The following is a 22,726-nucleotide window of genomic DNA, read 5'->3' as shown; positions in this document are numbered from 1 at the left end:
AAGCGTTTCCCGTATACACGGCTTAATCAACAAATGTAAAGCGCCCACACTTCGCCCTGTCCCGAGCCCACCGGCTCTCAACGAAGTCCCTGGAGTCCATCATGAGCGTTCCTTCCTTTGGCGTCGGCACCTTCCGCCTGACCGGCCAGACCGTCATCGATTCGGTGCGCAACGCCCTCGACGTCGGCTACCGTGCGATCGATACCGCGCAGATCTACGGCAACGAAGCCGAGGTCGGCCAGGCCATCGCCGAATCCGGCGTCCCGCGCGACGAGCTGTTCCTGACCACCAAGATCTGGGTGGACAACTACGCCGCCGACAAGCTGATCCCGAGCCTGCGCGACAGCCTGGCCAAGCTGCGCACCGGGTACGTCGACCTGCTGCTGATCCACTGGCCGGCGCCGGGCAATGGCGTTGAACTGCGCGAGTACATGACCGCGCTGGCCGAAGCCAAATCGCTGGGCCTGACCCGTCAGATCGGTGTGTCCAACTTCAACATCGAACTGACCCGGCAGGCCATCGAGGTGGTCGGCGCCGGCGAGATCGCCACCAACCAGATCGAACTGAGCCCCTACCTGCAGAACCCGGCACTGACTGCCTTCCTGCAGGAACAAGGCATCACCGTCACCTCCTACATGACCCTGGCCTACGGCAAGGTGCTGAAGGACCCGGTGCTGGCCGCCATCGCCGACAAGCACCAGGCCACCGTCGCCCAGGTCGCGCTGGCGTGGGCGCTGCAGCGGGGTTACTCGGTCATCCCGTCCTCGACCAAGCGCGAGAACCTGGCCAGCAACCTGCTTGCCCAGGACCTGCACCTGGATGCCGATGACATGGCCGCGATCGCCGCGCTTGAACGCAACGGCCGCGAAGTCGATCCGCCGGGCCTGGCCCCGGCCTGGGACTGAGGAGCCTCGCCATGGGCAGTGCGTTGACGCGGCTGCAGGCCGGTGGTTTCAGCATCGGCATCGAAGCACCGCTGGACAATGACTGGACGCCGCTGGGCGAACAGGCACGACACGCCGCGCGACGCCTGCCCGGCGAACCGGACCTGCAGCGCCATGCGGAGCTGGCACGGTTGGCCGACCGCCTTGGCTTCCGTGCGCTGTGGGTACGCGACGTGCCGGTGTACGACCCGGCCTTCGGCGATGCCGCACAGGTGTTCGAGGTGTTCAGTTACCTCGGCTATCTGGCCGGCATCACCGAGCACATCCTGCTGGGTACCGGCGCGGTGGTGCTGCCGATCCGCGAGCCGTTGCTGACCCTGAAGTCGGCACGCAGCGTGCAGCGGCTGAGCGGTGACCGCCTGCTGCTGGGCGTGGCCAGTGGCGACCGCCCGGTGGAGTACCCACTGTTCGGCCGCGACTTCGACAGCCGTGGCAGCCGCTTCCGCGAGCACATCGCACTGCTGCGCGAAGGCGCCGCCCCGCACCTGCCGCAGGGCCTGGACGTGCTGCCCGCGGATGGCCCGGCCCTGCCGCTGTTCGTGGCCGGCCTGGCCCAGCAGCAACCGGCGTGGATCGGCCAGCACATGGATGGCTGCCTGGCCTACCCGGGCACGCCGCAGGACCATGTACAACGCGTGGCGGCCTGGCGCGCCGTGGCCGGCAACAAGCCCTATGCCAGCTTCATCCACCTGGACCTGGTGGCCGATGCCGATGCTCCTCTGCAGCGCTGGCGCTTCGGCCTGCGCGGCGGCCGCAACGCCCTGCTGGCCGAGCTGCACGCCATGCAGGCGGCTGGTGTCGATCACATCGGCCTGCAGTTCCGCCGCAACGAACGGCCGTTGGCCGAAACCTTCCACGAAATCGCCGAGTACGTGCTGCCGCACTTCCCGGCCCATGCCGGCGCCGCTGCGACGGCCTGACAGTTACCGGAGCTTTGCCATGAAGATGAAGACCCTGGCCGCGCTTGCGCTGGCCACCCTGCCGCTGTCCTTCCAGGCCACTGCCGAGGACTGGTATCCCTCTGCCTACGGCGCCAACGACGAGATCGGCGCGGCCAACCTGCTCACCGCTGACGTGGTCAAGCACGCGGTCTCGCTGGTCAGGACCGGCAAGACCTATCCGCTGGCGGTGCCGGTGGACAAGAACCTGCCCGCGTTCCGCCACCGCAGCTTCCGCCTGTACAACGTGCAGGTCGGCCAGCAGGCTGGCAAGTCGCTGGGCCCCAACAGGTTCACTTTCAACGATGAACTGGTGAACGCCTGGACCGGCGTTGGCACCCAGCTCAACGGCATCGGCCATATCGGCATCGACAACGTCTACTACAACGGCAACAAGGCCGCCGACTTCGTCACCGTGGACGGGGTGCGCAAGCTCGGCGTCGAGAAGGTGCCGCCGATGGTCACCCGTGGCGTCGTGCTGGACATGACCGCGTACTACGGCAAGGCGATCGTGCCCGGCGGCACCGAGTTCACCGTGGCCGACATCCAGGCCGTGCTGAAGAAGCAGGGGCTGCGCCTGCGCAAGGGCGACGTGGTGCTGTTCAACACCGGCTGGCTGGAACTGATCGGCAAGGACGACAAACAGTTCCTGGAAGTGGAACCGGGTATCGGCATGGAGGCGGCGAAGTGGCTGGCCGACCAGGGCATCGTCGCCTTCGGTGGCGACACCTGGGCCTCGGAGGTCTACCCGAACCCGAACGGTGCCGAGGAGTTCCCGATCAACCAGTACATGCTGGCCAAGCGTGGCATCTACAACCTGGAGCTGATCGACAGCCGTGCCCTGGTGCGCGACAAGGCCTGGGAATTCCTGTTCGTGCTCGGCCAGCCGCTGTACGTCGGTTCGACCCAGGTCAACATCAACCCGGTGGCAATCCGATGAACACCGCCGCTGACCTTCCCGTGTTCGCCGGCCGCCGCTTCCGCGTCAGCTATGACGGCCTGGCCGCCGACAATGTCTACAGCGCCGATGGCCGCCACGTGCAGTACGCCATCGTCTCCGGCGCCTATGCCGGTGCGCGGGGCGAAGCCGCCTGTGAGTGGCAGCGGATCAGCGACGGGGTCTATGCCATTTCGTGGCAGGAAGCCGATGGCGCTACGGTCGTGCATGTCGATGACTTCGCGGGCGGGCATTCGCTGGCCTGGTTCACCGCCACCGATGGCAGTTTCCATCGCATGCAGGGGCCGCTGCACGCGCTGTGATGCGGGCCAGCGGCCGGCGGACGAAACATTACAGATCGGTAATGCACGGGTCAGGGCAGCGAAAGGCGCTGCCCTCCACCCTGTGGGCCATGTCTTCCACAGGTGTCCCACGCATGGCCCGTCCCCTGCTCCGCTCCACCGCCCTTGTTGTCCTCGTCTCCGGCCTCGCGGTTGCGCCGCTGGCCCTGGCCCATCCCAGCCTGGTACGCTCGACGCCGGCCGCCGACGCGACCGTGGCGCCGGCCAGCCAGATCGAGCTGCAGTTCAGCGAGAAGGTGATGCCGCGTGCCACCCGCATCGAACTGAGCATGGACCATGGCCGCATGAAGATGGCCATGCCCACCACTGCGCAGGAGCTCTCCGAAGATGGCCACACCCTGCGCGCACGCTTCGCCAAGCCCTTGCCGGCAGGCAGCTACGCACTGCAGTGGCGCGCGGTGGGCCAGGACAGCCACCCGATCACTGGCACGTACCGTTTCACCGTGAAATAAGGCTGCCATCGTGGCCGAGCTCTCGCCGTATGCGCTGCGGCTGGCACTGTACCTGGTGCTGATGCTGCTGTTCGGGCGGATGCTGTTCGTCCGTCCGGGGCTGCCGCGCGGCGTCTCGCTGGCGCTCGCCCTGATCGCGTTGGCCGTGGTGGTCACCGATGCCATCACCCGCTTGACCGGTGTGCTCGGCATCGCACCGGCCGACATCGACCCTGCAACGGCGCACTGGTTCCTCACCGGTACGCCGGTGGGTAAAGCCGGCCTGCTGCGTACCGTGGCGGTGCTGGCGATGCTGCCCCTGCTGGCATTCGCCACGCCGCTGCCGGGCCTGCGCCGCGTGGCCCTGCTCGCTTTGTCTGCCACGGCGTTGGCCAGCCTGTCCTGGAACGGCCACGCCGCTGCGGGCGATGGGTTCGGCGGCACCTTGCGGCTGCTGGCCGGCATCGTGCACCTGCTGGCCGCCGGTGCCTGGGTCGGCGCGATCGCCGCCATCCTGCAGTTGGCGCTGCGTCCACAGGGCCTGCGCCTGCGCGAGCGCACCTACGAGTTGTGGCGGGCCGCGCACAGCTTCGCCCTGCCGGGCACGGTCATCGTCGCCCTGCTGGCAATGACCGGCACCTATACCTATGTCGATCTCGGCGGTTCCGTGCAGACCCTGACCGGTACCGCGCATGGGCGCTGGCTGCTGCTCAAGCTGGCCCTGGTGATCGGCATGCTGGGGTTGGCGGCGCTGCATCGCTGGCGATTGGTGCCGGCCTTGGCCACCTCCATCCGCGACGGCTGGCAACCGCGGCCGCTGCGTTCCCTGCGCCACAGCCTGGCCTGCGAGTCGGTGCTGGCCGTGCTGGTGCTGGCCTGCGTGGCGGTGCTTGGTACGCTGGACCCGTTGGCGTGAGCCTGCGCAGCCAGCCCACGTGCAAGCTGCGATGATGGGCACATCATGAAACTGCTGATCGTCGAAGACGAACCCAAGACCGGCAACTACCTGCGCCAGGGCCTGATCGAGGCCGGCTACGTGGTCGATCTCGCCTGCAACGGCGTGGACGGGCTGCACCTGGCCGGCAGCGGCGAGTACCAACTGGTCATTCTCGATGTGATGCTGCCCGGCATGGACGGATGGAACGTGCTGTCGCGGCTGCGCGCCGCCGGATGGCAGGTGCCGGTGCTGTTCCTGACTGCGCGCAGCAGCATCGCCGACCGCGTGCAGGGCCTGGAACTGGGCGCCGATGACTACCTGGCCAAGCCGTTCGCCTTCGCCGAGCTGCTGGCGCGGGTACGCACCCTGCTGCGTCGCGGCCAGGCACAGCCGCAGGCCGAGCGCATCATCATCGCCGACCTGGTGGTGGATACCCTGCGCCGCCGGGTCGAACGCGGCGGCCAGCGCATCGCCCTCAGCCAGAAGGAATACACCCTGCTGGAGCTGCTGGCGCGTCGCCAGGGCGAAGTGCTGCCACGCTCGCTGATCGCCTCGCAGGTGTGGGACATGAACTTCGACAGCGACACCAATGTGATCGACGTGGCGATCCGCCGCCTGCGCGCGAAGATCGACGATGACTTCGATGCCAAGCTGATCGTCACCGTGCGCGGCATGGGCTATGTGCTGGAGGCGCCGGACGACGGTGCCGTGCACAGCGGATGAGCCTGCGTCGTTCCATCGCGGTACGGCTGACACTGCTGTTCGCCATCGTGGCCACGCTGGTGCTGGCCGCATTGGGCGTGGCAATCTATGTCAGCGCCCGCCATGATCTTGTTGCCCAGGACTTCATCGAACTGGAAAACAAGGTCGCGTTGATCCGCGACCTCGCTGACAATGGGCCTGCCGCCGCGCGCGGACCGCGGTTGGCAGAGGCGCTCGGCCATCATCCGGATATCGCCTTCCACATTGTTGATGGGAGCGGAACCGTACTGTTCTCCACTGCGCCGGCACTGCTGCGCGAGCATGCACGCAGCCAGCCCATCGACGCCGCGCCACGGCGGCACGACTGGATCCTCACCGATGGTCGCTGCATGCATGCCCTGCACCTGCGCCAGACGCTGGCCGACGGCAGCCAGCTGGTGACCCTGCTGGCCATTGATGACAACCGTCACGCCGACTTCCTGGAGCGCTTCCGCCACCTGCTGGCAATCGCCATCATCGGCGCCGCCGTGGCCAGCAGCCTGCTCGGCGGCTATGTGGTGCGGCGTACGCTGCGGCCGCTGCGCACGCTGGCCGATGAGGCCAGGCAGATCACCGCCGGTCGCCTGCAGCGGCGCCTGAGCGCGCGCAGTGCACCGGCCGAACTGGAGCAGCTGGCGCAGACCCTCAACGGCATGCTGGCACGCCTGCAGCGGGACTTCGCGCGGCTGACCGAATTCTCCGGTGATCTCGCCCACGAGCTGCGCACGCCCATCACCAATATGCTCACCCAGGTGCAGGTGGTGCTGGCGCACCCGCGCAGCAACGAGGCCTACCGCGAGACGCTGGCGTCGTGTGCCGAGGAACTGCAGCAGCTGGCACAGACCGTGGGCGACCTGCTGTACCTGGCGCAGGCCGAAGCACCGGGCGCGCTGCCTTCGCGCGAGCCGGTGGCGCTGGATGGGGTGGTGGATTCGCTGCTCGAGTTCTACGAGCTGCTGGCCGAGGACCGGCAGTTGACCCTGCGCCGCGAAGGCGTGGCGAGCGTGGAAGGCAACCGCTTGATGCTGCACCGGGCGATCGCCAACCTGCTGTCGAACGCGTTGAAGCACGCCACTGCCAGCAGCGAGGTGCGGGTACGGCTGGCCGAGGCCGATGGCGTGTGCAGGGTCAGCGTGCACAACGTCGGCACGCCGATTTCCGCCGAAGCGCTGCCGCGCCTGTTCGATCGTTTCTACCGCGGCGAGCGTGGCCGCCACGAAGGTGCGGGGCTGGGGCTGGCGATCACCCGCGCGATTGCACAGGCGCATGGCGGCAGCGTGAGTGTTGCGTCCGATGACACCGGCACCGTGTTCGAGTTGGTGCTGCCGAGCGCCGCAGCCCGGTAGTGCCGGCCGCCGGCCGGCCCCCCCGGGGTACATCAAGCGCATTGCGGTTGCCGGCCAGCGGCCAGCACTACCCCCTGCGGTCGGACAGCTTCGCGTGCCGCTCCGGTAGTGCCGGCCGCTGGCCGGCCCCCCCGGTCTGCTCGAACACCCCGGCCACCCAGTCGATGAACACCCGCAGGCGTGGCGACGGCGTGCGGTTGCGCGGGTAGACCAGGCTCAACGGGCTTGGGGTCGGCGGCGCGTCCGGCAACAGCTCCACCAGCTGCCCGCGCGCGATATACGGGTCCATCCGGTAGCGCGGAGCCTGGATGATGCCCAGGCCCGCCAGCGCGGCGCCGAGGAACGCATCCGCACCGGACACACGCACCCGCACCGGCAGCGGCACGTAGAGCACCTGCCCGCCCTGCTGAAACTCCAGCGGAATCAGCTGGCCGGTGGCGCTGGAGCGATAGCCCACCATTTCATGGCCGCCCAGTAGGGACTCGATGCTGCCTGGCACGCCCTTGGCCTGCAGGTAGCCCGGCGCGGCCACCGTGACCTCGCGCAGCATCGCCAACCGGCGCGCCGCCAGATCGCTGTCGGCCAGCGTCCCCACCCGCAGCGCCGCATCCACGCCTTCGCGCAGCAGATCGACATAGCGGTCGCCTTCGCTGACCTCCAGTTCGATCTCCGGGTAGCGCTGCAGGAACCCCGGCAGGTGGGGAAACAGCAGGTGCCGGCCCAGCGTGCCATGCACCTCAATGCGCAAGGGGCCGCGCGGCGGCGCGTCACGGAAGGCGGCCTCCGCGTCGTCCATGTCGGCGATCAGGCGCAGGCAACGACCATAGAAGGCCTCGCCTTCCAGCGTCGGCACCACCAGCCGCGTGGTCCGGTGCAGCAGGCGCACGCCCAGCCGCTGTTCCAGCGCCTTGATCGCGTCGGTCACCGTGGCCCGCGGCAGGCCCAGGTCCTCGGAGGCCCGGGTGAAGCTGCGGCGCTCGACGATACGGACGAAGGCGCGCATGGCCGTGAAGCGGTCCATTGTTCGGCTATCCGGATGATGTTGGCGGATTATGCAGGATTATCCGAAAGCGCGATTTCGCGAAGATGGCGCTGCGCCACTTCGGCGTGTCCCCGTGGAAGCCACCATGACCCTCTCCCCCGCCCGCTCTGTCGCCCTGGTCACCGGCGGATCCCGTGGCATCGGTGCCGCCATCTCGCGTCGGCTCGCCGCCGATGGCCACGCGGTCGCGATCAACTATGCGGGCCGCCGCGACGACGCCGAAGCCTTGGCGGCCGAACTCAACGCCGCCGGCGCGCAGGCCACCGCGCTGCAGGCCGATGTGTCCGATCCGCAGGCGGTGCGCCAGCTCTTCGACGCCATCGAAGCCCGTTTCGGCGGCATCGACGTGGTGGTCAACAGCGCCGGGGTGCTGCAGCTGGCACCACTGGCCGATACCGACGACGCCCTGTTCGAGCGGGTGATCGGCATCAACCTCAGGGGCGCCTTCAACGTGCTGCGCGAAAGCGCGCGACGGGTGCGCGACGGTGGCCGGCTGATCACCCTGTCCACCAGCGTGGTCGGCATCCGGCTGGAGAACTACAGCGTGTATGCGGCCAGCAAGGCGGCGGTGGAGACGATGGGCGCAATCCTCAGCAAGGAGCTGCGCGGACGCAATATCACCGTGAACGCCGTGGCGCCGGGCCCGACCGCCACCGATCTGTTCCTGGATGGAAAATCGCCCGAGCTGATCGAGCGGTTGGCGAAGATGAACCCCCTGGAGCGGCTGGGTACGCCGGAGAACATCGCCGGCGCGGTGGGGTTCCTGGCAGGTGCCGATGGCGGATGGATCAACGGCCAGGTGCTGCGCGCCAACGGCGGGATGGTGTAGATCGGACAGGTGGCATCCACGCATGGCGCGACGCCCTTGTAGAGCCGAGCCCATGCTCGGCTGCTCTTCGCGCAAAGGCCAGAAGCAGCCGAGCGTGGGCTCGGCTCTACAGGTAGGTCAGGCGATGCGCGCCTCGCGGCGGCGATGCACCCAGTAGTACAGCGTCGGCAACACCAGCAGGGTCAGCAGCATCGCCGACAGCAGACCACCGATCACCACCACCGCCAGCGGCTTCTGGGTCTCGGCACCGATCGCATGCGAGGTGGCCATCGGCAGCAGGCCGAACATCGCCAGCAGTGCGGTCATCAGCACCGTGCGCAGGCGCTGCAGCGAACCCTGCACCACCGACTGCAGCAGGTCCATGCCCTGCTCGCGCAACTGGGCGAAGCGGCTGAGCATCACCACGCCGTTCAGCACCGCTTGCCCGAACAATGCAATGAAGCCGATTGCCGCCGACACCGACAGCGGAATGCCGGTCAGCCACAGGGCGAGGATGCCGCCGATCATCGCCAGTGGCACGTTGGCCAGGATCAGCGCGGCGCTGCTGATGTCCTTGAAGGCATCGAACAGCAGCACGAAGATGATCAGCACCGACAGCGGAATCACCCAGCCCAGCCGCTTCATCGCACGCTGCTGGTTCTCGAACTCGCCGGACCACTCCAGCCGATAGCCTTCCGGCAGCTGTACGCTGGCATCCACGCGCTTGCGCATGTCAGCCACCACGCTGCCCATGTCGCGGCCGGCGATGAAGATGCTCACCGCCTTCACCCGCTGTGCGTTCTCGCGCGAGATGTTGATCGCGCCGCTGGCCATGCGGAAGTCGGCCACGTCGGACAGCGTCACCGTGTGGCCATCGCCGATGCCAACCGGCACCGTACGCAGCCGCTGCAGGTCACGATCGGCATCGTTCAGGCGCAGGGTGATGGGGAACCTGCGGTCACCCTCCCACAGCTCGCCGACCTGGCGCCCGCCCAGTGCGGTCTCGATCACTTCGTCGACGTCGCGTACGTTCAGGCCATAGCGCGCGGCGCGGTCGCGGTCGATCTCGATCTGCAGCTGCGGCAATGACCCGTCGCGGTCGATGAAGGCGCTCTCCACGCCCTCCACGCCGCGTACCTGGCCCAGGATCGCCTGTGCCTGCTGGTTCAGCACGTCCAGATCCGAGCCGCTGACCTTGATCACCACCTGGCCCTTGATCTGCGAGATGCTCTCCAGGATGTTGTCGCGCACCGGCTGCGAAATCGAGAACTCGGGCCCCGGAATGCGCTGCTCCAGCGTGCGCTGCAGGTCGCTCACCAGCTGTCGCTTGTCCACGCCTCTCGGCCATTCCTTCTCCGGCTTCAACGCCACCAGCGCCTCGATCTGGTTGGCGCCCTTGGCATCGGAGCCGTCTTCCGGGCGTCCCAGCTTGGCCACCACCGTCGATACCTGCGGAAAGCTGCCGACCAGCTCTCGGATGCGCCGCGACTGCTGCTGCGCTTCGCCCAGGCTGGTGCTCGGGTCGAGCGTGGCCGTCAGCCAGATCGATCCTTCGTCCAGCTCGGGCAGGAACTCCGAACCCAGCCGCGTGCCCAATGCCAGCGTGCCGACCAGCAGCGCAACCGCGGTCAGCACTACCGCACGCGGGCGGGCCAGTGCGCGCTCCAGGACCGGCCGGTACCAGCCGGTCAGGCGGTCCATCAGCGGATTGCCGTCGCGCATGCGGTCGCGCCGCAGCCACCAGTAGCAGAACAACGGCACCACGGTCAGCGCCAGGATCAGCGCGCCGATCAATGCCGAGGTTACCGAGTACGCCATCGGCGCGAACATGCGGCCCTCCTGGCGCTGCAGGGTGAAGATCGGGATGTGCGCGGCGATGATGATCAGCATCGAGAAGAACGTCGGCCGGCCCACTTCCGACGCTGCCGAAAGAATGGTCGAGAACCGTGTCTTACGGTCGGCCGCAGGTGGCAGCTTCGACAATCGCGAGACGATGTGCTCGGTCACGATCACCGCGCCATCGATGATGATGCCGAAGTCCATCGCACCCAGCGACAGCAGGTTGGCCGGCACGCCCCACAGATGCAGGCCAAGGAAGGTCGACAGCAGCGCAAGCGGCATCATCGCCGCCACGATCAGCGCGGCACGGGCGTTGTACAGGAACAGCCACAGCACCAGGAACACCAGCACCGCGCCTTCCAGCAGGTTGCTGAAGACGGTTTTCAGCGTGGTCGAGACCAGCCACGAGCGGTCGTAGAACGGCTCGATGCTGACCCCGGCCGGCAGCTGATTCGCTTCGATCTCGGCGATGCGCGCATGCAGGGCGTCGAGCACGTCGGACGGGTTCTCGCCCTTGCGCATCAGCACCATGCCGAACACCGCGTCGTCGTTGTCATCCTGGCCGACCAGGCCCTGCCGGGGCAGGCCGGTATCGGCGATGCCGGCCAGGTCGCGCACCAGGATCGGCGTGCCACTGCGCTGCGCCACGACCACGTTGCCGATGTCGGCCGGCGAGCGCATCAGACCGACGCCGCGGATCAGGAACTGCTGCTGGCCACGTTCCACGTAGCCGCCGCCTGCGTTCGAGCTGCCCTTCTCCAGCGCCTCGGCGAACTCACCCAGGCTGATGCCGCGGTCACGCAGCTTGTCCAGGTCCGGCTTGACCTGGAACGTACGCGCGAAGCCGCCGAAACTGATCACATCGGCTACGCCCGGCACGGTGCGCAGGCTGCGCTCCATCGTCCATTCCTGCACGGTGCGCAGCTGGGTCGGCGTCAGGTGCGGGCCTTTAAGCACGTACCGGTAGATTTCGCCCACCGCCGAGCTCATCGCCTCCAGCTCCGGCGTCACCCCTTCGGGCAGCTCCACGCCCTGCAGGCGTTCCAGCACCTGCTGCCGCGCGAAGTAATCATCGGCCTTGTCGTCGAAGGTCAGGATGATCATCGACAGGCCGAACTGCGTATGCGAGAACACCCGCACCGAATGCGGGATGCCGGACAGTGCCACTTCCAGCGGCATCGTCACCTCGCGCTCCACCTCTTCGGCGGCCCGGCCCGGGTGCAGCGATACCACCGTCACCTGGGTGTCGGACACATCCGGAAAGGCTTCCACCGGCAGCACGCGGAACGCGGCAATGCCAGCGCCGATGAACAGCAGCAGCGCCAGCATCACCATCAGCGGCTGGCGCAGGCAATAGGCAATCAGGCGATCGATCATGGCGCGGCATGCCCCGTCCCGGTGCTGGCGGCAGCGGGCGCACTGTCGACCAGCTGCTGCAGCAACAGGCCCCCTTCGACCACCACCCTGGCGCCCTGGGCCAGGCCCTCGCGCACCCACAGGCGGCCATCACCTAGCTCCTCGGCACGCACGGCCCGGCGCGCGAAGCGGCCCTTGGCCTCCTCCACGAACACCACCTGCTTGCCGTCGATCAGCAGTACCGCAGCATCGGGCAGCGAGACACCGCCCTCGGCCGGCACTGCCACCTGCGCACGCACGTACTGGCCCGCCTTGAAACCGCGCGCACGGTTGTCCAGTTCGGCGCGCGCCTGCACCACGCGGCGCTCGCTGTCGACGAAGTCATCCACGTGCTGCAGGGTCGCCTGCTGCGGCTGTCCATCGGCGCCGGGCACGCTCACCTGCATGCCCGCCTTCAGGCGTCCGGCCAGGCTCTCCGGTACATCCAGCAGCAACCACAGGCGGTCCGGATCACCAATCACCGCCAACGGCTGTTCGCTGTCCGGGCTGACCGCCATGCCCGGGCTCATCCGTCGCTCCACCAGCACGCCATCGATCGGCGCGCGCAGCGGCAGGCGCTGGTCGACGCGCTGACCATTGCCATATGCCTTGGCGAAGGCGGTTGCACGCGCATGATCGGCCTGGCTGCCGGCGAAGTTGGCCTCGGCCTCGTCCAGTTCGCGGCCCGACGCCACACCCGCCGCATGCAGCTCGCGGGTGCGCTCCAGCTCCTTGCGCGCCTGCTGCAGCTCGGCGCGGCCACGCACGCCCTCCGCCTGGGCCTGGCCGAACTCGGGCGAGGTGATCCAGGCAATCACTTGGCCGGCCTTCACTTTCTGGCCCGGCTGCGCCTCGATGCGCGCCACCTGCCCCGCCAGCGGGGTGCGCAGCGCGCTGGAGCGGGTCTCGTCCCAGACCACCCGGCCCGGCAGCTGCAGGCTGGCGCTGGCACCGGCGGTCACCAGCTCGCTGCGCAGTACATCCAGCTGGCGGCTGCCGGCCGGAAACAGGATCTGGCCGGCACTGATCTGCGGCGCATCCTCGGTGTAGGACGCCGGCTCACGGCCGCAGCCGCCCAGCAAGGCCAGCGCCAGCAAGGCCGGCAGCAAGCCGTGTCGCGCCCGCGGGCGATGGGCGACGGGGGACTTCATCGGGACTCTCCTTCAGCAACGGATGTGGCCGCTTCCCAGCGCGCCAGGGCAATGGCATGGTCGGCGCGCGCATCGATCAGCGCGGCCTCGAAGTCGCGCCAACTGCGGCGCGCATCCAGCAGATCGGTCAGGCTGGCGGCGCCGCGCCGGTACGCCAGTTCGATGCCCTGCACCGCCTTGCGTGCGGCGTCGGACTGCAGCCCCTCGTAGTCGCTGCGGCGCTGTGCGGCGGACTGCGCGCTGGCCTGCAGCTGGTCCAGCTCGGCGCGTGCTTCGCGCTGCAGTACCTGCAGCTCCAGCGCGGCGCTGTCACGGTCGGCCTCGGCACGCTGGATCGCGCCGCGTGCGCGCGACGGGCCGCCCAGCGGAATGGTCAACGACACGCCCCAGGTGACACCGCTGATATCGGTGGGCTCGCGCTCGGCCTCCACACCCAGCTGGATGTCGCGGTGGCGCTCGCTACGTGCCAGGGCCACGCCAGCGTCGGCGGCGGCCAGGCGCGAGCGTGCCGCGCGCAGGTCGGCACGCTGCTGCGGATCGAACGCGCGCACCTTGGCCACGCTGCTGGCATCCGGCCAGGGGTCATCGGCACTGAGGTCGCGGCTGTCATCGCTGCCGAGCAGCAGGCCCAGCGCATGCCGCGCGTCACGCAGATCCAGGGCCGCCTCGCGCGCCGCATCGGCCACCGCCAGATGGTCCACCGCCATCCGCGCGCGATCCACCGGCGCCATCGCCCCGGTGGCCACCTGCTTGTCGGCCGCCGCCATCTGTTCGGCCGAACTCTGGCGGTTGGCCTCGGCAATCTGCGCCCGCTCCTGCGCGCCCTTCAGGCCGAAATAGGCTTCATGCAGTGCCACCTGCTGCCGGCGCCGGGTATCGAGCATGTCCAGCCCGGCCACTTCCAGCAGCGCGTCCGCCTGGCGGATGCGCAATGCGCGCTTGCCGCCGCGCTCCCAGGTCCAGCCCAGGCCCAGCGTGCTGTCCACCCGCTTGTCCTGCCAGCGCCCCGGGCCGATGCCGTGCTTCGGGCTGATCTTGCTGCTGCCGATCGACAGCTCGGCCGCTGGCCGCAACGCAGCGGTCAGCGCATCGCCCTGCACCCCACGCAGTTCCAATGCCGCCGCGTGCAGGTCCGGGTTGTGCGCTTCCATTGCACGCTGTGCATCCTGCAAGGACAGCGCCGAAGTCGCAGGCGCGCACGAAAGGGCGGCCAGCAGGGCCGCAAGACGACGGGAGAAATTCATGCACGTCACGGTAAGGTGACGCACTTGCGCCAAACTTGCCCCAACCTTGCACGAAGCTTGCAATGCGAATCCTGCTGATCGAAGACGACGCCGCCCTGGCCGATGGACTGATCCGCGCCCTGCAGGGTGCCGGTCATCTGTGCGACCACCTCTCGCGTGGACTGCACGCGCCGGCGGCATTGGCCAGCGCACCGTATGACGTGATGGTGCTGGACCTTTCATTGCCCGACGTCGATGGCCTGGACCTGCTCTCGCGCCTGCGCAACGACGGCGCCACCCTGCCGGTGCTGATCCTGACCGCACGCGATGGTGTGGAGGACCGCATCCTCGGCCTCGACCGCGGTGGCGACGATTACCTGGCCAAGCCGTTCGCACTCGGTGAGCTGGAAGCCCGCCTGCGTGCGCTGTCGCGTCGCCGCAGCGACGCACCGGCGCAGAAGCGGTTGGGCCGGTTGTGCTTCGACAGCATCCGCAATGAAGTGCAGGTGGAAGGCCAGCGCATCGAACTGACCGCGCGCGAGCTGTCGCTGGTCGAGGCACTGATGCAGCATCCTGGCCGCACCGTCACCAAGCAGCGCCTGTTCGACGCGCTGTACAGCTGGGATCACGAGGCCAACCTGTCAGTGATCGAAGTGCATGTCAGCCGCCTGCGCCGCAAGCTGGAACAGGCGCGCGCCGGCGTCGGCATCCGCATGCTGCGTGGCCTGGGCTATCGGCTGGAAGCCGGTGGTGACTGAGCGTGTGCACAGCCTGCGTGGCCTGCTGCTGCGCCGCCTGTGGCTGCCCCTGCTGGTGCTGCTGCTGTGCAGCGCGATCGGTTCATTCGCGTTGGCCCGCTTCTATGCCGGCCAGGTCTATGACCGCTGGTTGCTGGACTCGGCGATGTCGTTGTCCGAGCTGGTGAAGGTGCAGGACGGGCGTGCCTCGATCGAGATCACGCCCGCGGTGTCGCGCATGTTCACCTGGGATACCGCTGACGAAGTGCATGGCGAAGTGGTCGACGCTGCGGGCGGGCGCCTGTATGGGGACCTGCCCGAAGCGCTGCCCCGCCCCGCGATCGCTGCCGGCAGCGACGATGCCGTCTACTACGACGCGCGCCTGCGTGGGCAGCCGGTGCGCATGGTCGAGGTCGTGGTCAGCGCTGGGCCGGGCCACGATATCCGCCTGCGCGTGGCCGAGACGCTGCGCAAGCGGCACCGGCTGGAGCGCAAGCTGCTGCTGGCCAGCATCCCGTTCCAGGCCGCGATCCTGGCGCTGGCCGCGTGGCTGGCCTGGTCCGGTACCGGCGCGGCTGCACGCCATGCCAACCAGGTGGCGCGGCGGCTGGCCAGCCCGCGTCCGGACCCGCTGGCGCCACTGGAGCCCGCGCAGGAAGCCCCACGCGAACTGTGGCCGGCGGTCGAAGCCTACAACGCACTGCTGCAACGGCTGGACGCGATGCAGGCCGCGCAACGGCGCTTCGTCAGCAATGCGGCGCACCAGCTGCGCACGCCGCTGGCGGCAATGCAGGTGGAGCTGGAGAGCTCACTCCGCCAACAGGATCCGCAGGCCCAGCAGCTGGCGCTGTCCGGCACGCTGGCCGGGCTGGCACGGCTGCAGCACCTGGTCAACCAGCTGCTGATGCTCAGCCGCTCGGAAGATCCACAGGGCAGCGCACTGCCGCTGCAGCCGCTGGATCTGGCCGCGTTGGCACGGGGCGTGGTCGAGCGCTACGCCGACCGTGCGTTGGTGGCGGGCGTGGACCTGGGTTACGACGGACCCGACGACGGCGTGAAGGTACAGGGTGATCCGCAGTTGCTGCGCGAGGCGCTGGGCAACCTGCTGGACAACGCGCTGCGCTACGGCGCCGTGCCCGGTGTGATCACCCTGGGACTACAGCGGGATGCCGAGGGCGTGCAGGTGTGGGTGGACGATGACGGTACAGGTATCGCCGAAGCCGAGCGCGCGCGCGTCACGGAACGGTTCTACCGGACCAGCAGCGAGGGAGATGGCTGCGGGCTGGGGCTGGCGATCGTGGCCGAGATCGCGCAGCGGCATGGCGCGATATTGATGATCGAAACGGCGCCACTCGGTGGCGCGCGCGTGGGGTTGCGTTTCCGTTCGCGAAAGCACCCCGACCCACGGATTCCGGTAGACGCCCACCTTGGTGGGCGCCGTTGATGTCCTGCGTGCCAACCAAGGTTGGCACCTACCAAAAGCGCCGCGACCCACGCGTTCCGGTAGAGGCCCACCTTGGTGGGCGCCGTTGACGTCCTGCGTGCCAACCAAGGTTGGCACCTACCAAAAGCACCGCGACCCACGGATTCCGGCAGAGGCCCACCTTGGTGGGCGCCGTTGACGTCCTGCGTGCCAACCAAGGTTGGCACCTACCAAAAGCACCGCGACCCACGCGTTCCGGTAGAGGCCCACCTTGGTGGACGCCGTTGATGTCCTGCGTGCCAACCAAGGTTGGCACCTACCAAAAGCACCGCGACCCACGGAGTCCGGTAGAGGCCCACCTTGGTGGGCGCCGTTGATCTTCCGCGTGCCGGCCAAGGTCGGCACCTACCACGTGCGCATCACCGGCTCATCGAATACGGCGCCTGCGCGTCCTGCCCCGGCCAGTCCTTGTTCGGCTCGGCCTGCATGCTGAAGCGCAGCTCGCCACCGGCCAGGATCTCGTCGTGGCGCAGGAAGGTGCGCTGCAGCGGCTTGCCGTTGAGGCTCACGCTGCCCACATAGGTGTGCCTGTCATCCAGGCCATCGGCCACGATGGTGAACGTCTTGCCGTTGGGCAGGCGCATCGCGGTCTTCGGCAGGAATGGGCGGCCGAGGATGTACTCGCCCGAACCCGGTGCCACCGGGTAGAAGCCCAGCGCGGTGAACACATACCACGCCGACATCTGGCCGACGTCATCGTTGCCGGCCAGGCCATCCGGACGGTCGGCGTACTGGGTGTCCATGATCTGCTTCAGGCGCGCCTGGGTGCGCCACGGCTGGCCAGCGTACGAGTACAGGTAGGCCACATGGTGGCTGGGTTCGTTGCCATGTGCATACCAGCCGATCAGCCCGGTGATGTCTTCCATGTGCTCGAAGATGGACGGATCCACCTTGGCGTTGAACACCTCGTCCAGGCGCGCGAGCAGCTTGTCGCTGCCACCGTGGGCTGCCGCCAGGCCGGCAACGTCCTGCGGCACGTACCACGAGTACTGCCAGGCGTTGCCCTCGGTGTAGTCGGTGCCGTAGCCGCTGGCGCTGGGGTCGAACGGCGTACGGAAGCTGCCGTCGCGCTTGCGTGCGCGCATGAAGCCGGTGTCCTTGTCGAACGCATTGCGCCAGTTGGCCGCGCGCTTGTCGAAGGTCGCCGCGATATCGCCCTTGCCCATCGCCTGCGCCATGCGTGCGATGGTCCAGTCATCAAAGGCGTACTCCAGCGTCTTGCTGGCCGCTTCGCCTTCCTCGTCGATCGGCACATAGCCCAGCTCACGGTACTGCGCGATACCGTCATACGGGCCGTAGTTGGCGGTCTCGACCATCGCCTTCAATGCCTTGTCGGCGTCGAAGCCACGAATGCCCTTCACGTAGGCATCGGCGATCACCGGCACGGCGTGGTAGCCGATCATGCACCAGTCTTCCAGGCCATGGAACGACCACACCGGCAGCATGCCGTACGGACTGTGCTCATGGTGGGCCAGCATCGAATTGACGAAGTCGCTGTTGCGCTTCTCCGGCTGCACCAGCGTCAGCAACGGGTGCAGCGCGCGGTAGGTGTCCCACAGCGAGAACGTCGAATAGTGCGTGAAGCCGTCGGCCTTGTGCACCGCGTTGTCCGAACCGCGGTACTGGCCATCGGCGTCCATGAACAGCGTCGGCCCCAGCATCGTGTGGTACAGCGCGGTATAGGCACTGCGCCGCGCATGCTCGGGGGCATCGATATCGAGTACCGACAGCGCCTGCGTCCAGTCCTGCTTCGCCTGTGCACGCACGCGATCGAAATCGAAGTTGGCCACTTCCGCGTCGAGGTTGGCAATGGCGCCGGCCTCGCTGACCGGCGAGATGGCTACCTTCACCACCAGCGGTGCGTCCAGCTTGCCGAAGTTGAAGGTGCCGACCAGCTGCCGGCCTTCGATCTGGGCGCGCTGCGCCGGATCCTTCTCGCCCGGCGGCGGGAAGCCTTTATAGACGATGTCCTGCTCGGTGTTGTGCAGCTCATGGCCGGCCAGCGGCCGCGAGAAACGCATCGCGAAATACAGCTGGCGGCCCGGTGCCCAGCCGCGCGTCTCGCGGAAGCCGGTCACCGTGCCATCGGCGCGCACCCGCACCCGCGACCACAGCACCTTGCCCGGGTAGTCGTACATGCTGGTGCGCATGTCCAGCAGCACCTTGGCGTCGGTGCCCTTGGGGAACGCATAGCGATGCACCCCCACGCGGGTACTGGTGGTCAGCTCGGCACGCACCTTGTAATCGTCCAAGGTGACCGCGTAGTAGCCCGGCTCCGCTTTCTCGTCATCATGGCGGAAGCGGGAGGCATAGCCGCTGCGCGGCTTCTCGGGATCGCCACGCTCCAGGCCGGGACTGCCGGTGAACGGCATCAGCAGGATGTCGCCCAGATCGGAATGGCCAGTGCCGGAAAAATGGGTGTGCGAGAAGCCGACGATGCTGCTGTCGTCGTAGCGGTAGCCGGCCGCCCAACCGTAGGCCTTCTCGCGCGGCTGGATACGCGTATCCGGGCTGAGCTGGACCATGCCGAACGGCACCGTCGCCCCCGGGTAGGTATGGCCTTCCCCGCCGGTACCGATGAACGGGTCGACCGAGCCATAGGCGCGTTCGGCGGCGGATGTCGACGGAGCCGCCAGCACCGCCCCGGAGGCAAGCATGGCGGTCGCGGCGAAAGCGATCAGGAGACGACGGTCCAGCGTGGGCATCGGCATTTGGATCGATTCAAGTGGTGGTCAGATCCTAGCACCCGCGTTCTGGCACCGCATGTTGCGGTGCGGCTGAACGGTTCCAATCACACAGCCTATGGCGAATGAAGACTGCAATTAATTGCATGGATCGATCCATCCCCCTTCACCACACTGTCCCCGTGCCCAAAACGGCGCGGCAAAGCGAGTGACGACATTTCCTGCCGTTGTGTGATCTCTCGCGCAGTTTGCGTCGGGCGGGCCGGAAAAGGGCACGGGTATCACCTGGGCTTCACAACATCTCGGCGTCTCATTAACGCTGACGAGTGAACGCGGTCCCCTTTCCTGAGGTTCTGATTCCAACAGGAGTACGTCATGAAGATCGCTGTTCGCCGTTCCCTTGCGCTGGCCATTGCCGCCGGCCTTGCCGTTGCCGGTCCCAGCCAGGCCGGCACCCTCAACCCGGGTGAAAGCGCAACAGTCAATGCTGGAGACCCCATTGAAGGCTGGTCTGCCCACGGTGCCACACTGACGTTCAACACCGGCAGCGCCGCCACATCCGTAGGCATCAGCGACGGATCCACGCTCGCCATGACGGGGGCAGCAGCCACCGCCACCGATCCGTTTGCCGCCGTCCAGATTGCCTCCTCCAGCGCAACGATCGCCGGCACCCGGATACAGAACAGCCGCGCCGCGGGATTGGCGGTAACCAATGGCATCTCTGGTGGCGCTGCCGGCACCGCAACTGTCACTGACTCGAGCATCATCGGCCAAGGAATCGGAGGCTATGTTCAAGGTGGCGTACTGACCCTGAGCAACACGACGATTGATGGAACCGGCATCGGAGCCGGCCTCCTACCGTCCGAAATCTCGTCCGGTCTGGCAGTCTTCTCGAACTCAAGCGTCAACATCACCAACGGATCTTCCGTCATGGGGGATGAGAACGGCATCGTTGTGAAGGACATCGGGGGAACTCCCACCAGTCCGATCAGTGACAACGTCCTCACCATCGACAAGTCACGCGTCGCCGGTCGAAACGGCTCGGGCATTGTTGTCAGCGGTGCAGGGATCATCGCCCCAACCACTGTCAACGTTCTAAACGGCAGCACTGTAAGCGGCGGCAATGGCGTGATTGCTGAAGCCGTCGATGGCGGTACGCTGAATCTGAACGTCGGCGCGTCACAACTGCAGGGTACGCTTCGTGCCGATGCAACCTCGCAGCTGCACGCCAAGCTTTCCAATGGCGCGGTACTGACCGGCGTCATGACCAACGTCACCAGCGCCACGCTGGACTCGGCCAGCTGGAACATGACCGGCAATTCCACGATCGGTGCGCTAAGCCTCGGTAACGGCACCATCTCCCTCGGCGACGGCTCCGCCTTCCACACTCTCAACGTGGCCGGCAACTTCAGCGGCGCCGATGGCACGATCATCTTCAACACCGTACTGGCCGGCGACGACGCAGCCACCGACAAGCTGATCATCGGCGGTGACACCAGCGGCAGCGCCAACGTGCGCGTCAACAATGTCGGCGGCGCGGGGGCGCAGACCGACAAGGGCATCGAGCTGATCTCCGTCGGCGGCGCTTCCAACGGCCAGTTCAACCTGGCCGGGCGTGCGGTGGGTGGCCAGTACGAGTACTTCCTGCACAAAGGCACCGGCGCCGACGGCAACTGGTACCTGCGCTCGCAGCTGCCGACCCAGCCGGACCCGTGCGTGGTCGATCCGAGCCTGCCCGAGTGCGATCCGGTCGATCCGGAGCCGGTGCTGCGCCCCGAGCCCGGCGCCTACCTGGCCAACCTGCAGGCGGCGCAGACCATGTTCCGGCTGGGTTACCACGATCGCCATGCCGGCCAGAATGCCGGCCGCGCCTGGGCGCGCGTGGATGGCTCGCGCAACGGCTTCGATGCCATCAGCCGCCAGCTCGACATCCGGGGCAACAGCCAGGCACTGACCGTCGGTGCCGATCTGTGGCGTCACGATTCGGGCAGCAGCGTGGGCGTGATGCTGTCCAGCGGCAACGCCAGCAGCACCTCCACCAATGAGCTGACCGGCTACTACGCCCGCGGCAAGGTGAAGGGCGAGGCGCTGGGCATCTACGCCACCTGGCGCGGCGGCAACGGTGCCGACCCGTATGCAGGCTTCTATGTGGACGGCTCGGTGCAGCGCGCGCAGTTCCGCAATCGCGTGGAAGGCATCGGCCTGGATACGGAACGCTACGACAGCCGTGCCTGGCAGGGGGCGGTGGAAACCGGCTACGCGTTCCGCGTAGGCGGTGCCAACAACGGCGGCATCTACCTGGAGCCGCAGCTGCAGGTGGGCTACAGCCGCTGGGACAGCAACCGCCACACCGAGGCCAACGGCACGGTGGTGAGCACCGAGAATGCCAATGGCGTGTTCGGGCGTGCAGGCCTGCGCCTGTCCGGCGTGACCCGCTGGGGCAATGGCGCGGCGGAGGTGCAGCCGTACCTGGCCGCCAACTGGCTGCACACCCGCGCCGAATCGCAGATCCGCATGGATGACGAGATCGCCGATGCGCGCGTGCCGCGCAGCCGTGGCGAGTTCAGTGGCGGCGCGTCGGTGAAGTTCAGCAACGGCATCGGCGCCTGGGGCGGGCTGTCGCTGCAGAAGGCCAGTGGCTATCACCAGACCAGTGCGCAGGTGGGTGTCAGTTACAGCTGGTAATCGGTCGCCTTCAGCCCGCGATCGATTCGATTGCGGGTTGATATCAAGGCGGGAGGTGTGGCTGCCGGACTGGGGTTCGCGGCCACGGCGTGAAGGGCGCGACAGGGATTGTCGCGTCAGACACTTGTTTGCCGGGATCTGCAGCGGGGAGTGACGTGACCTTTCGATTCTGCCCGTTTGGCAGAAAGCATCAATGAGCATTCCACGTCGTGACCCATACAAGATGGCGCCGCAGCGGACATCCCGCTGCCGGGATTGGAACCCCGTTTTGAGCTACGAGATTTGCTTGCCGTAACTACGGCGGGCGGTGTGCGGCGGCCGCATGGCCCTCCGGCTTTTCTCGTAGCTCAGCCGAAGTTCCAACCTCGCACCGCCCGCCACCCTTGCGGTGGCCCTCGCTTCCCAAGGAGTTCCCGCATGACCCAACGTCCACTCAGTCCGGCCATGGAGTCGCTCTTCCAGCGCATCGAACACGCCCTCAACAGCGCCGAAGGCATGGCCATCCTCATCGGCGAACAGTACGGCCCCGAGCCGAAGCCGCCCGCACCGATGGGCTACAACGCCAAAGAGATCGCCAACGCGATGGTCATGCTGAGCCAGCATGGGCGGTGCCTGTTGCAGAAGCTGCGTGCGGAAGCGGAGAAGGTGACCTATCACTAGACCGCGATGCAGCCGAGCCTGCTCGACGCCGTGCGCACCGCACGCAGCGATCGCTGCCCTCAATCTGGCAATGCGCCCTGCAAGGTGGCGAGGTCGGCGCTGTCGACCGGCCTCACCACGCGCGCCACTTCCTGGCCGTCATGCAGCAGCACCACGGTGGGCCACAGTTTTACCTTGAACGCACGCCCCAGCGGCTTTCCCTTGCCATCCTCGATCTTCCAATGCACAAGATCGTGGGCGTCCACAAACGCCTGGAGTGCAGGCTGCGCAGCCTGGCAATGGCCACACCAGGGTGCACCGAACTCCAGCAGCTGCCAGCCCGCCTGAGCTTCCACGTCCGCGCCCGCAGGCTCCGCCGCCGGGTAGTCACGCATGAACGGCAT

General features: G+C 67.6%; 19 protein-coding genes. 13 read left to right on the top strand and 6 right to left on the bottom strand.

Annotation, left to right across the window (positions count from 1 at the left end; all coding sequences use genetic code 11):
• The first annotated feature begins 101 nt into the window (after positions 1-101).
• The 8 genes from dkgB (at position 102) to VG556_RS00585 (ending at position 6,636) form a co-directional block, all read left to right on the top strand.
• Positions 102-905, top strand: coding sequence for a 2,5-didehydrogluconate reductase DkgB (dkgB, locus tag VG556_RS00620; protein WP_100450140.1), 804 nt, complete (start codon positions 102-104; stop codon positions 903-905).
• Positions 906-916: 11 nt separating this feature from the next.
• Positions 917-1,864, top strand: coding sequence for a TIGR03571 family LLM class oxidoreductase (locus VG556_RS00615; protein ID WP_100450141.1), 948 nt, complete (start codon positions 917-919; stop codon positions 1,862-1,864).
• Between the two features lie 19 nt (positions 1,865-1,883).
• The gene (locus VG556_RS00610) at positions 1,884-2,822 is read left to right on the top strand and encodes a cyclase family protein (protein ID WP_100450142.1); all 939 of its coding nucleotides are present in this window, start codon (positions 1,884-1,886) and stop codon (positions 2,820-2,822) included.
• Positions 2,819-3,142, top strand: coding sequence for a MoaF-related domain-containing protein (locus VG556_RS00605; RefSeq protein WP_032962628.1), 324 nt, complete (start codon positions 2,819-2,821; stop codon positions 3,140-3,142). The genes VG556_RS00610 and VG556_RS00605 overlap by 4 nt, the downstream gene beginning before the upstream one ends.
• A 113-nt stretch (positions 3,143-3,255) precedes the next feature.
• Positions 3,256-3,633, top strand: coding sequence for a copper homeostasis periplasmic binding protein CopC (gene copC / locus VG556_RS00600; RefSeq protein WP_032962626.1), 378 nt, complete (start codon positions 3,256-3,258; stop codon positions 3,631-3,633).
• 10 nt (positions 3,634-3,643) lie between these two features.
• Positions 3,644-4,528, top strand: a complete 885-nt coding sequence (gene copD / locus VG556_RS00595; RefSeq protein ID WP_423179952.1) for a copper homeostasis membrane protein CopD — start codon at positions 3,644-3,646, stop codon at positions 4,526-4,528.
• A gap of 45 nt (positions 4,529-4,573) precedes the next feature.
• Positions 4,574-5,272 (top strand): heavy metal response regulator transcription factor, encoded by a 699-nt coding sequence (locus VG556_RS00590; RefSeq protein WP_053495177.1) that lies wholly within the window; start codon positions 4,574-4,576, stop codon positions 5,270-5,272.
• Positions 5,269-6,636 carry a heavy metal sensor histidine kinase gene (locus VG556_RS00585; RefSeq protein ID WP_100450143.1) on the top strand — a complete coding sequence of 456 codons (1,368 nt, stop codon included), beginning with the start codon at positions 5,269-5,271 and terminating at the stop codon, positions 6,634-6,636. The genes VG556_RS00590 and VG556_RS00585 overlap by 4 nt, the downstream gene beginning before the upstream one ends.
• 67 nt (positions 6,637-6,703) lie before the next feature.
• Here the strand turns inward: VG556_RS00585 and VG556_RS00580 are convergent, their stop codons facing one another.
• Positions 6,704-7,657: a LysR family transcriptional regulator gene (locus VG556_RS00580; protein ID WP_100450144.1), complete on the bottom strand. Its 954-nt coding sequence runs from the start codon at positions 7,655-7,657 to the stop codon at positions 6,704-6,706.
• 106 nt (positions 7,658-7,763) lie between these two features.
• Between VG556_RS00580 and VG556_RS00575 the strand changes: the two genes are divergently transcribed.
• Positions 7,764-8,507: an SDR family oxidoreductase gene (locus VG556_RS00575; protein ID WP_100450145.1), complete on the top strand. Its 744-nt coding sequence runs from the start codon at positions 7,764-7,766 to the stop codon at positions 8,505-8,507.
• 117 nt (positions 8,508-8,624) lie between these two features.
• On the opposite strand, the gene VG556_RS00570 is transcribed toward VG556_RS00575, so the two are convergent.
• The 3 genes from VG556_RS00570 to VG556_RS00560 are packed head-to-tail and all read right to left on the bottom strand — an operon-like array spanning position 8,625 to position 14,115.
• Positions 8,625-11,702 (bottom strand): efflux RND transporter permease subunit, encoded by a 3,078-nt coding sequence (locus tag VG556_RS00570; RefSeq protein WP_100450146.1) that lies wholly within the window; start codon positions 11,700-11,702, stop codon positions 8,625-8,627.
• Complete coding sequence (locus VG556_RS00565; protein ID WP_100450147.1) at positions 11,699-12,871, bottom strand: efflux RND transporter periplasmic adaptor subunit; 1,173 nt, start codon at positions 12,869-12,871, stop codon at positions 11,699-11,701. The genes VG556_RS00570 and VG556_RS00565 overlap by 4 nt, the downstream gene beginning before the upstream one ends.
• Entirely contained in the window at positions 12,868-14,115 is a 1,248-nt protein-coding gene (locus VG556_RS00560; protein ID WP_100450148.1) for a TolC family protein, read from the bottom strand. Before VG556_RS00560 ends, VG556_RS00565 begins: the two co-directional genes overlap by 4 nt.
• A gap of 62 nt (positions 14,116-14,177) precedes the next feature.
• Here VG556_RS00560 and VG556_RS00555 point away from each other — a divergent pair, with 62 nt between their 5' ends.
• Both VG556_RS00555 and VG556_RS00550 read left to right on the top strand, forming a co-directional pair.
• Positions 14,178-14,852 carry a response regulator gene (locus VG556_RS00555; RefSeq protein ID WP_100450149.1) on the top strand — a complete coding sequence of 225 codons (675 nt, stop codon included), beginning with the start codon at positions 14,178-14,180 and terminating at the stop codon, positions 14,850-14,852.
• Positions 14,845-16,275: a sensor histidine kinase gene (locus VG556_RS00550; RefSeq protein WP_100450514.1), complete on the top strand. Its 1,431-nt coding sequence runs from the start codon at positions 14,845-14,847 to the stop codon at positions 16,273-16,275. The genes VG556_RS00555 and VG556_RS00550 overlap by 8 nt, the downstream gene beginning before the upstream one ends.
• 398 nt (positions 16,276-16,673) lie before the next feature.
• Here the strand turns inward: VG556_RS00550 and VG556_RS00545 are convergent, their stop codons facing one another.
• A complete protein-coding gene (locus VG556_RS00545) occupies positions 16,674-19,025 on the bottom strand; it encodes a GH92 family glycosyl hydrolase (protein ID WP_100450150.1) in 2,352 nt (783 codons plus the stop codon).
• 348 nt (positions 19,026-19,373) lie between these two features.
• Between VG556_RS00545 and VG556_RS00540 the strand changes: the two genes are divergently transcribed.
• Both VG556_RS00540 and VG556_RS00535 read left to right on the top strand, forming a co-directional pair.
• Entirely contained in the window at positions 19,374-21,683 is a 2,310-nt protein-coding gene (locus tag VG556_RS00540) for an autotransporter outer membrane beta-barrel domain-containing protein (protein WP_100450151.1), read from the top strand.
• A gap of 417 nt (positions 21,684-22,100) precedes the next feature.
• Positions 22,101-22,343: a hypothetical protein gene (locus tag VG556_RS00535; protein WP_032962604.1), complete on the top strand. Its 243-nt coding sequence runs from the start codon at positions 22,101-22,103 to the stop codon at positions 22,341-22,343.
• 59 nt (positions 22,344-22,402) lie between these two features.
• Here VG556_RS00535 and VG556_RS00530 read toward each other — a convergent pair whose 3' ends face one another.
• On the bottom strand, positions 22,403-22,726 hold the full coding sequence (locus VG556_RS00530; protein WP_049407275.1) for a thioredoxin family protein: 324 nt from the start codon (positions 22,724-22,726) through the stop codon (positions 22,403-22,405).

Origin of the sequence: Stenotrophomonas sp. CASM106, from assembly GCF_049384825.1 — a bacterium.
Lineage (GTDB): Bacteria > Pseudomonadota > Gammaproteobacteria > Xanthomonadales > Xanthomonadaceae > Stenotrophomonas > Stenotrophomonas muris.
This window is presented reverse-complemented; position numbering and strand designations above follow the sequence as displayed.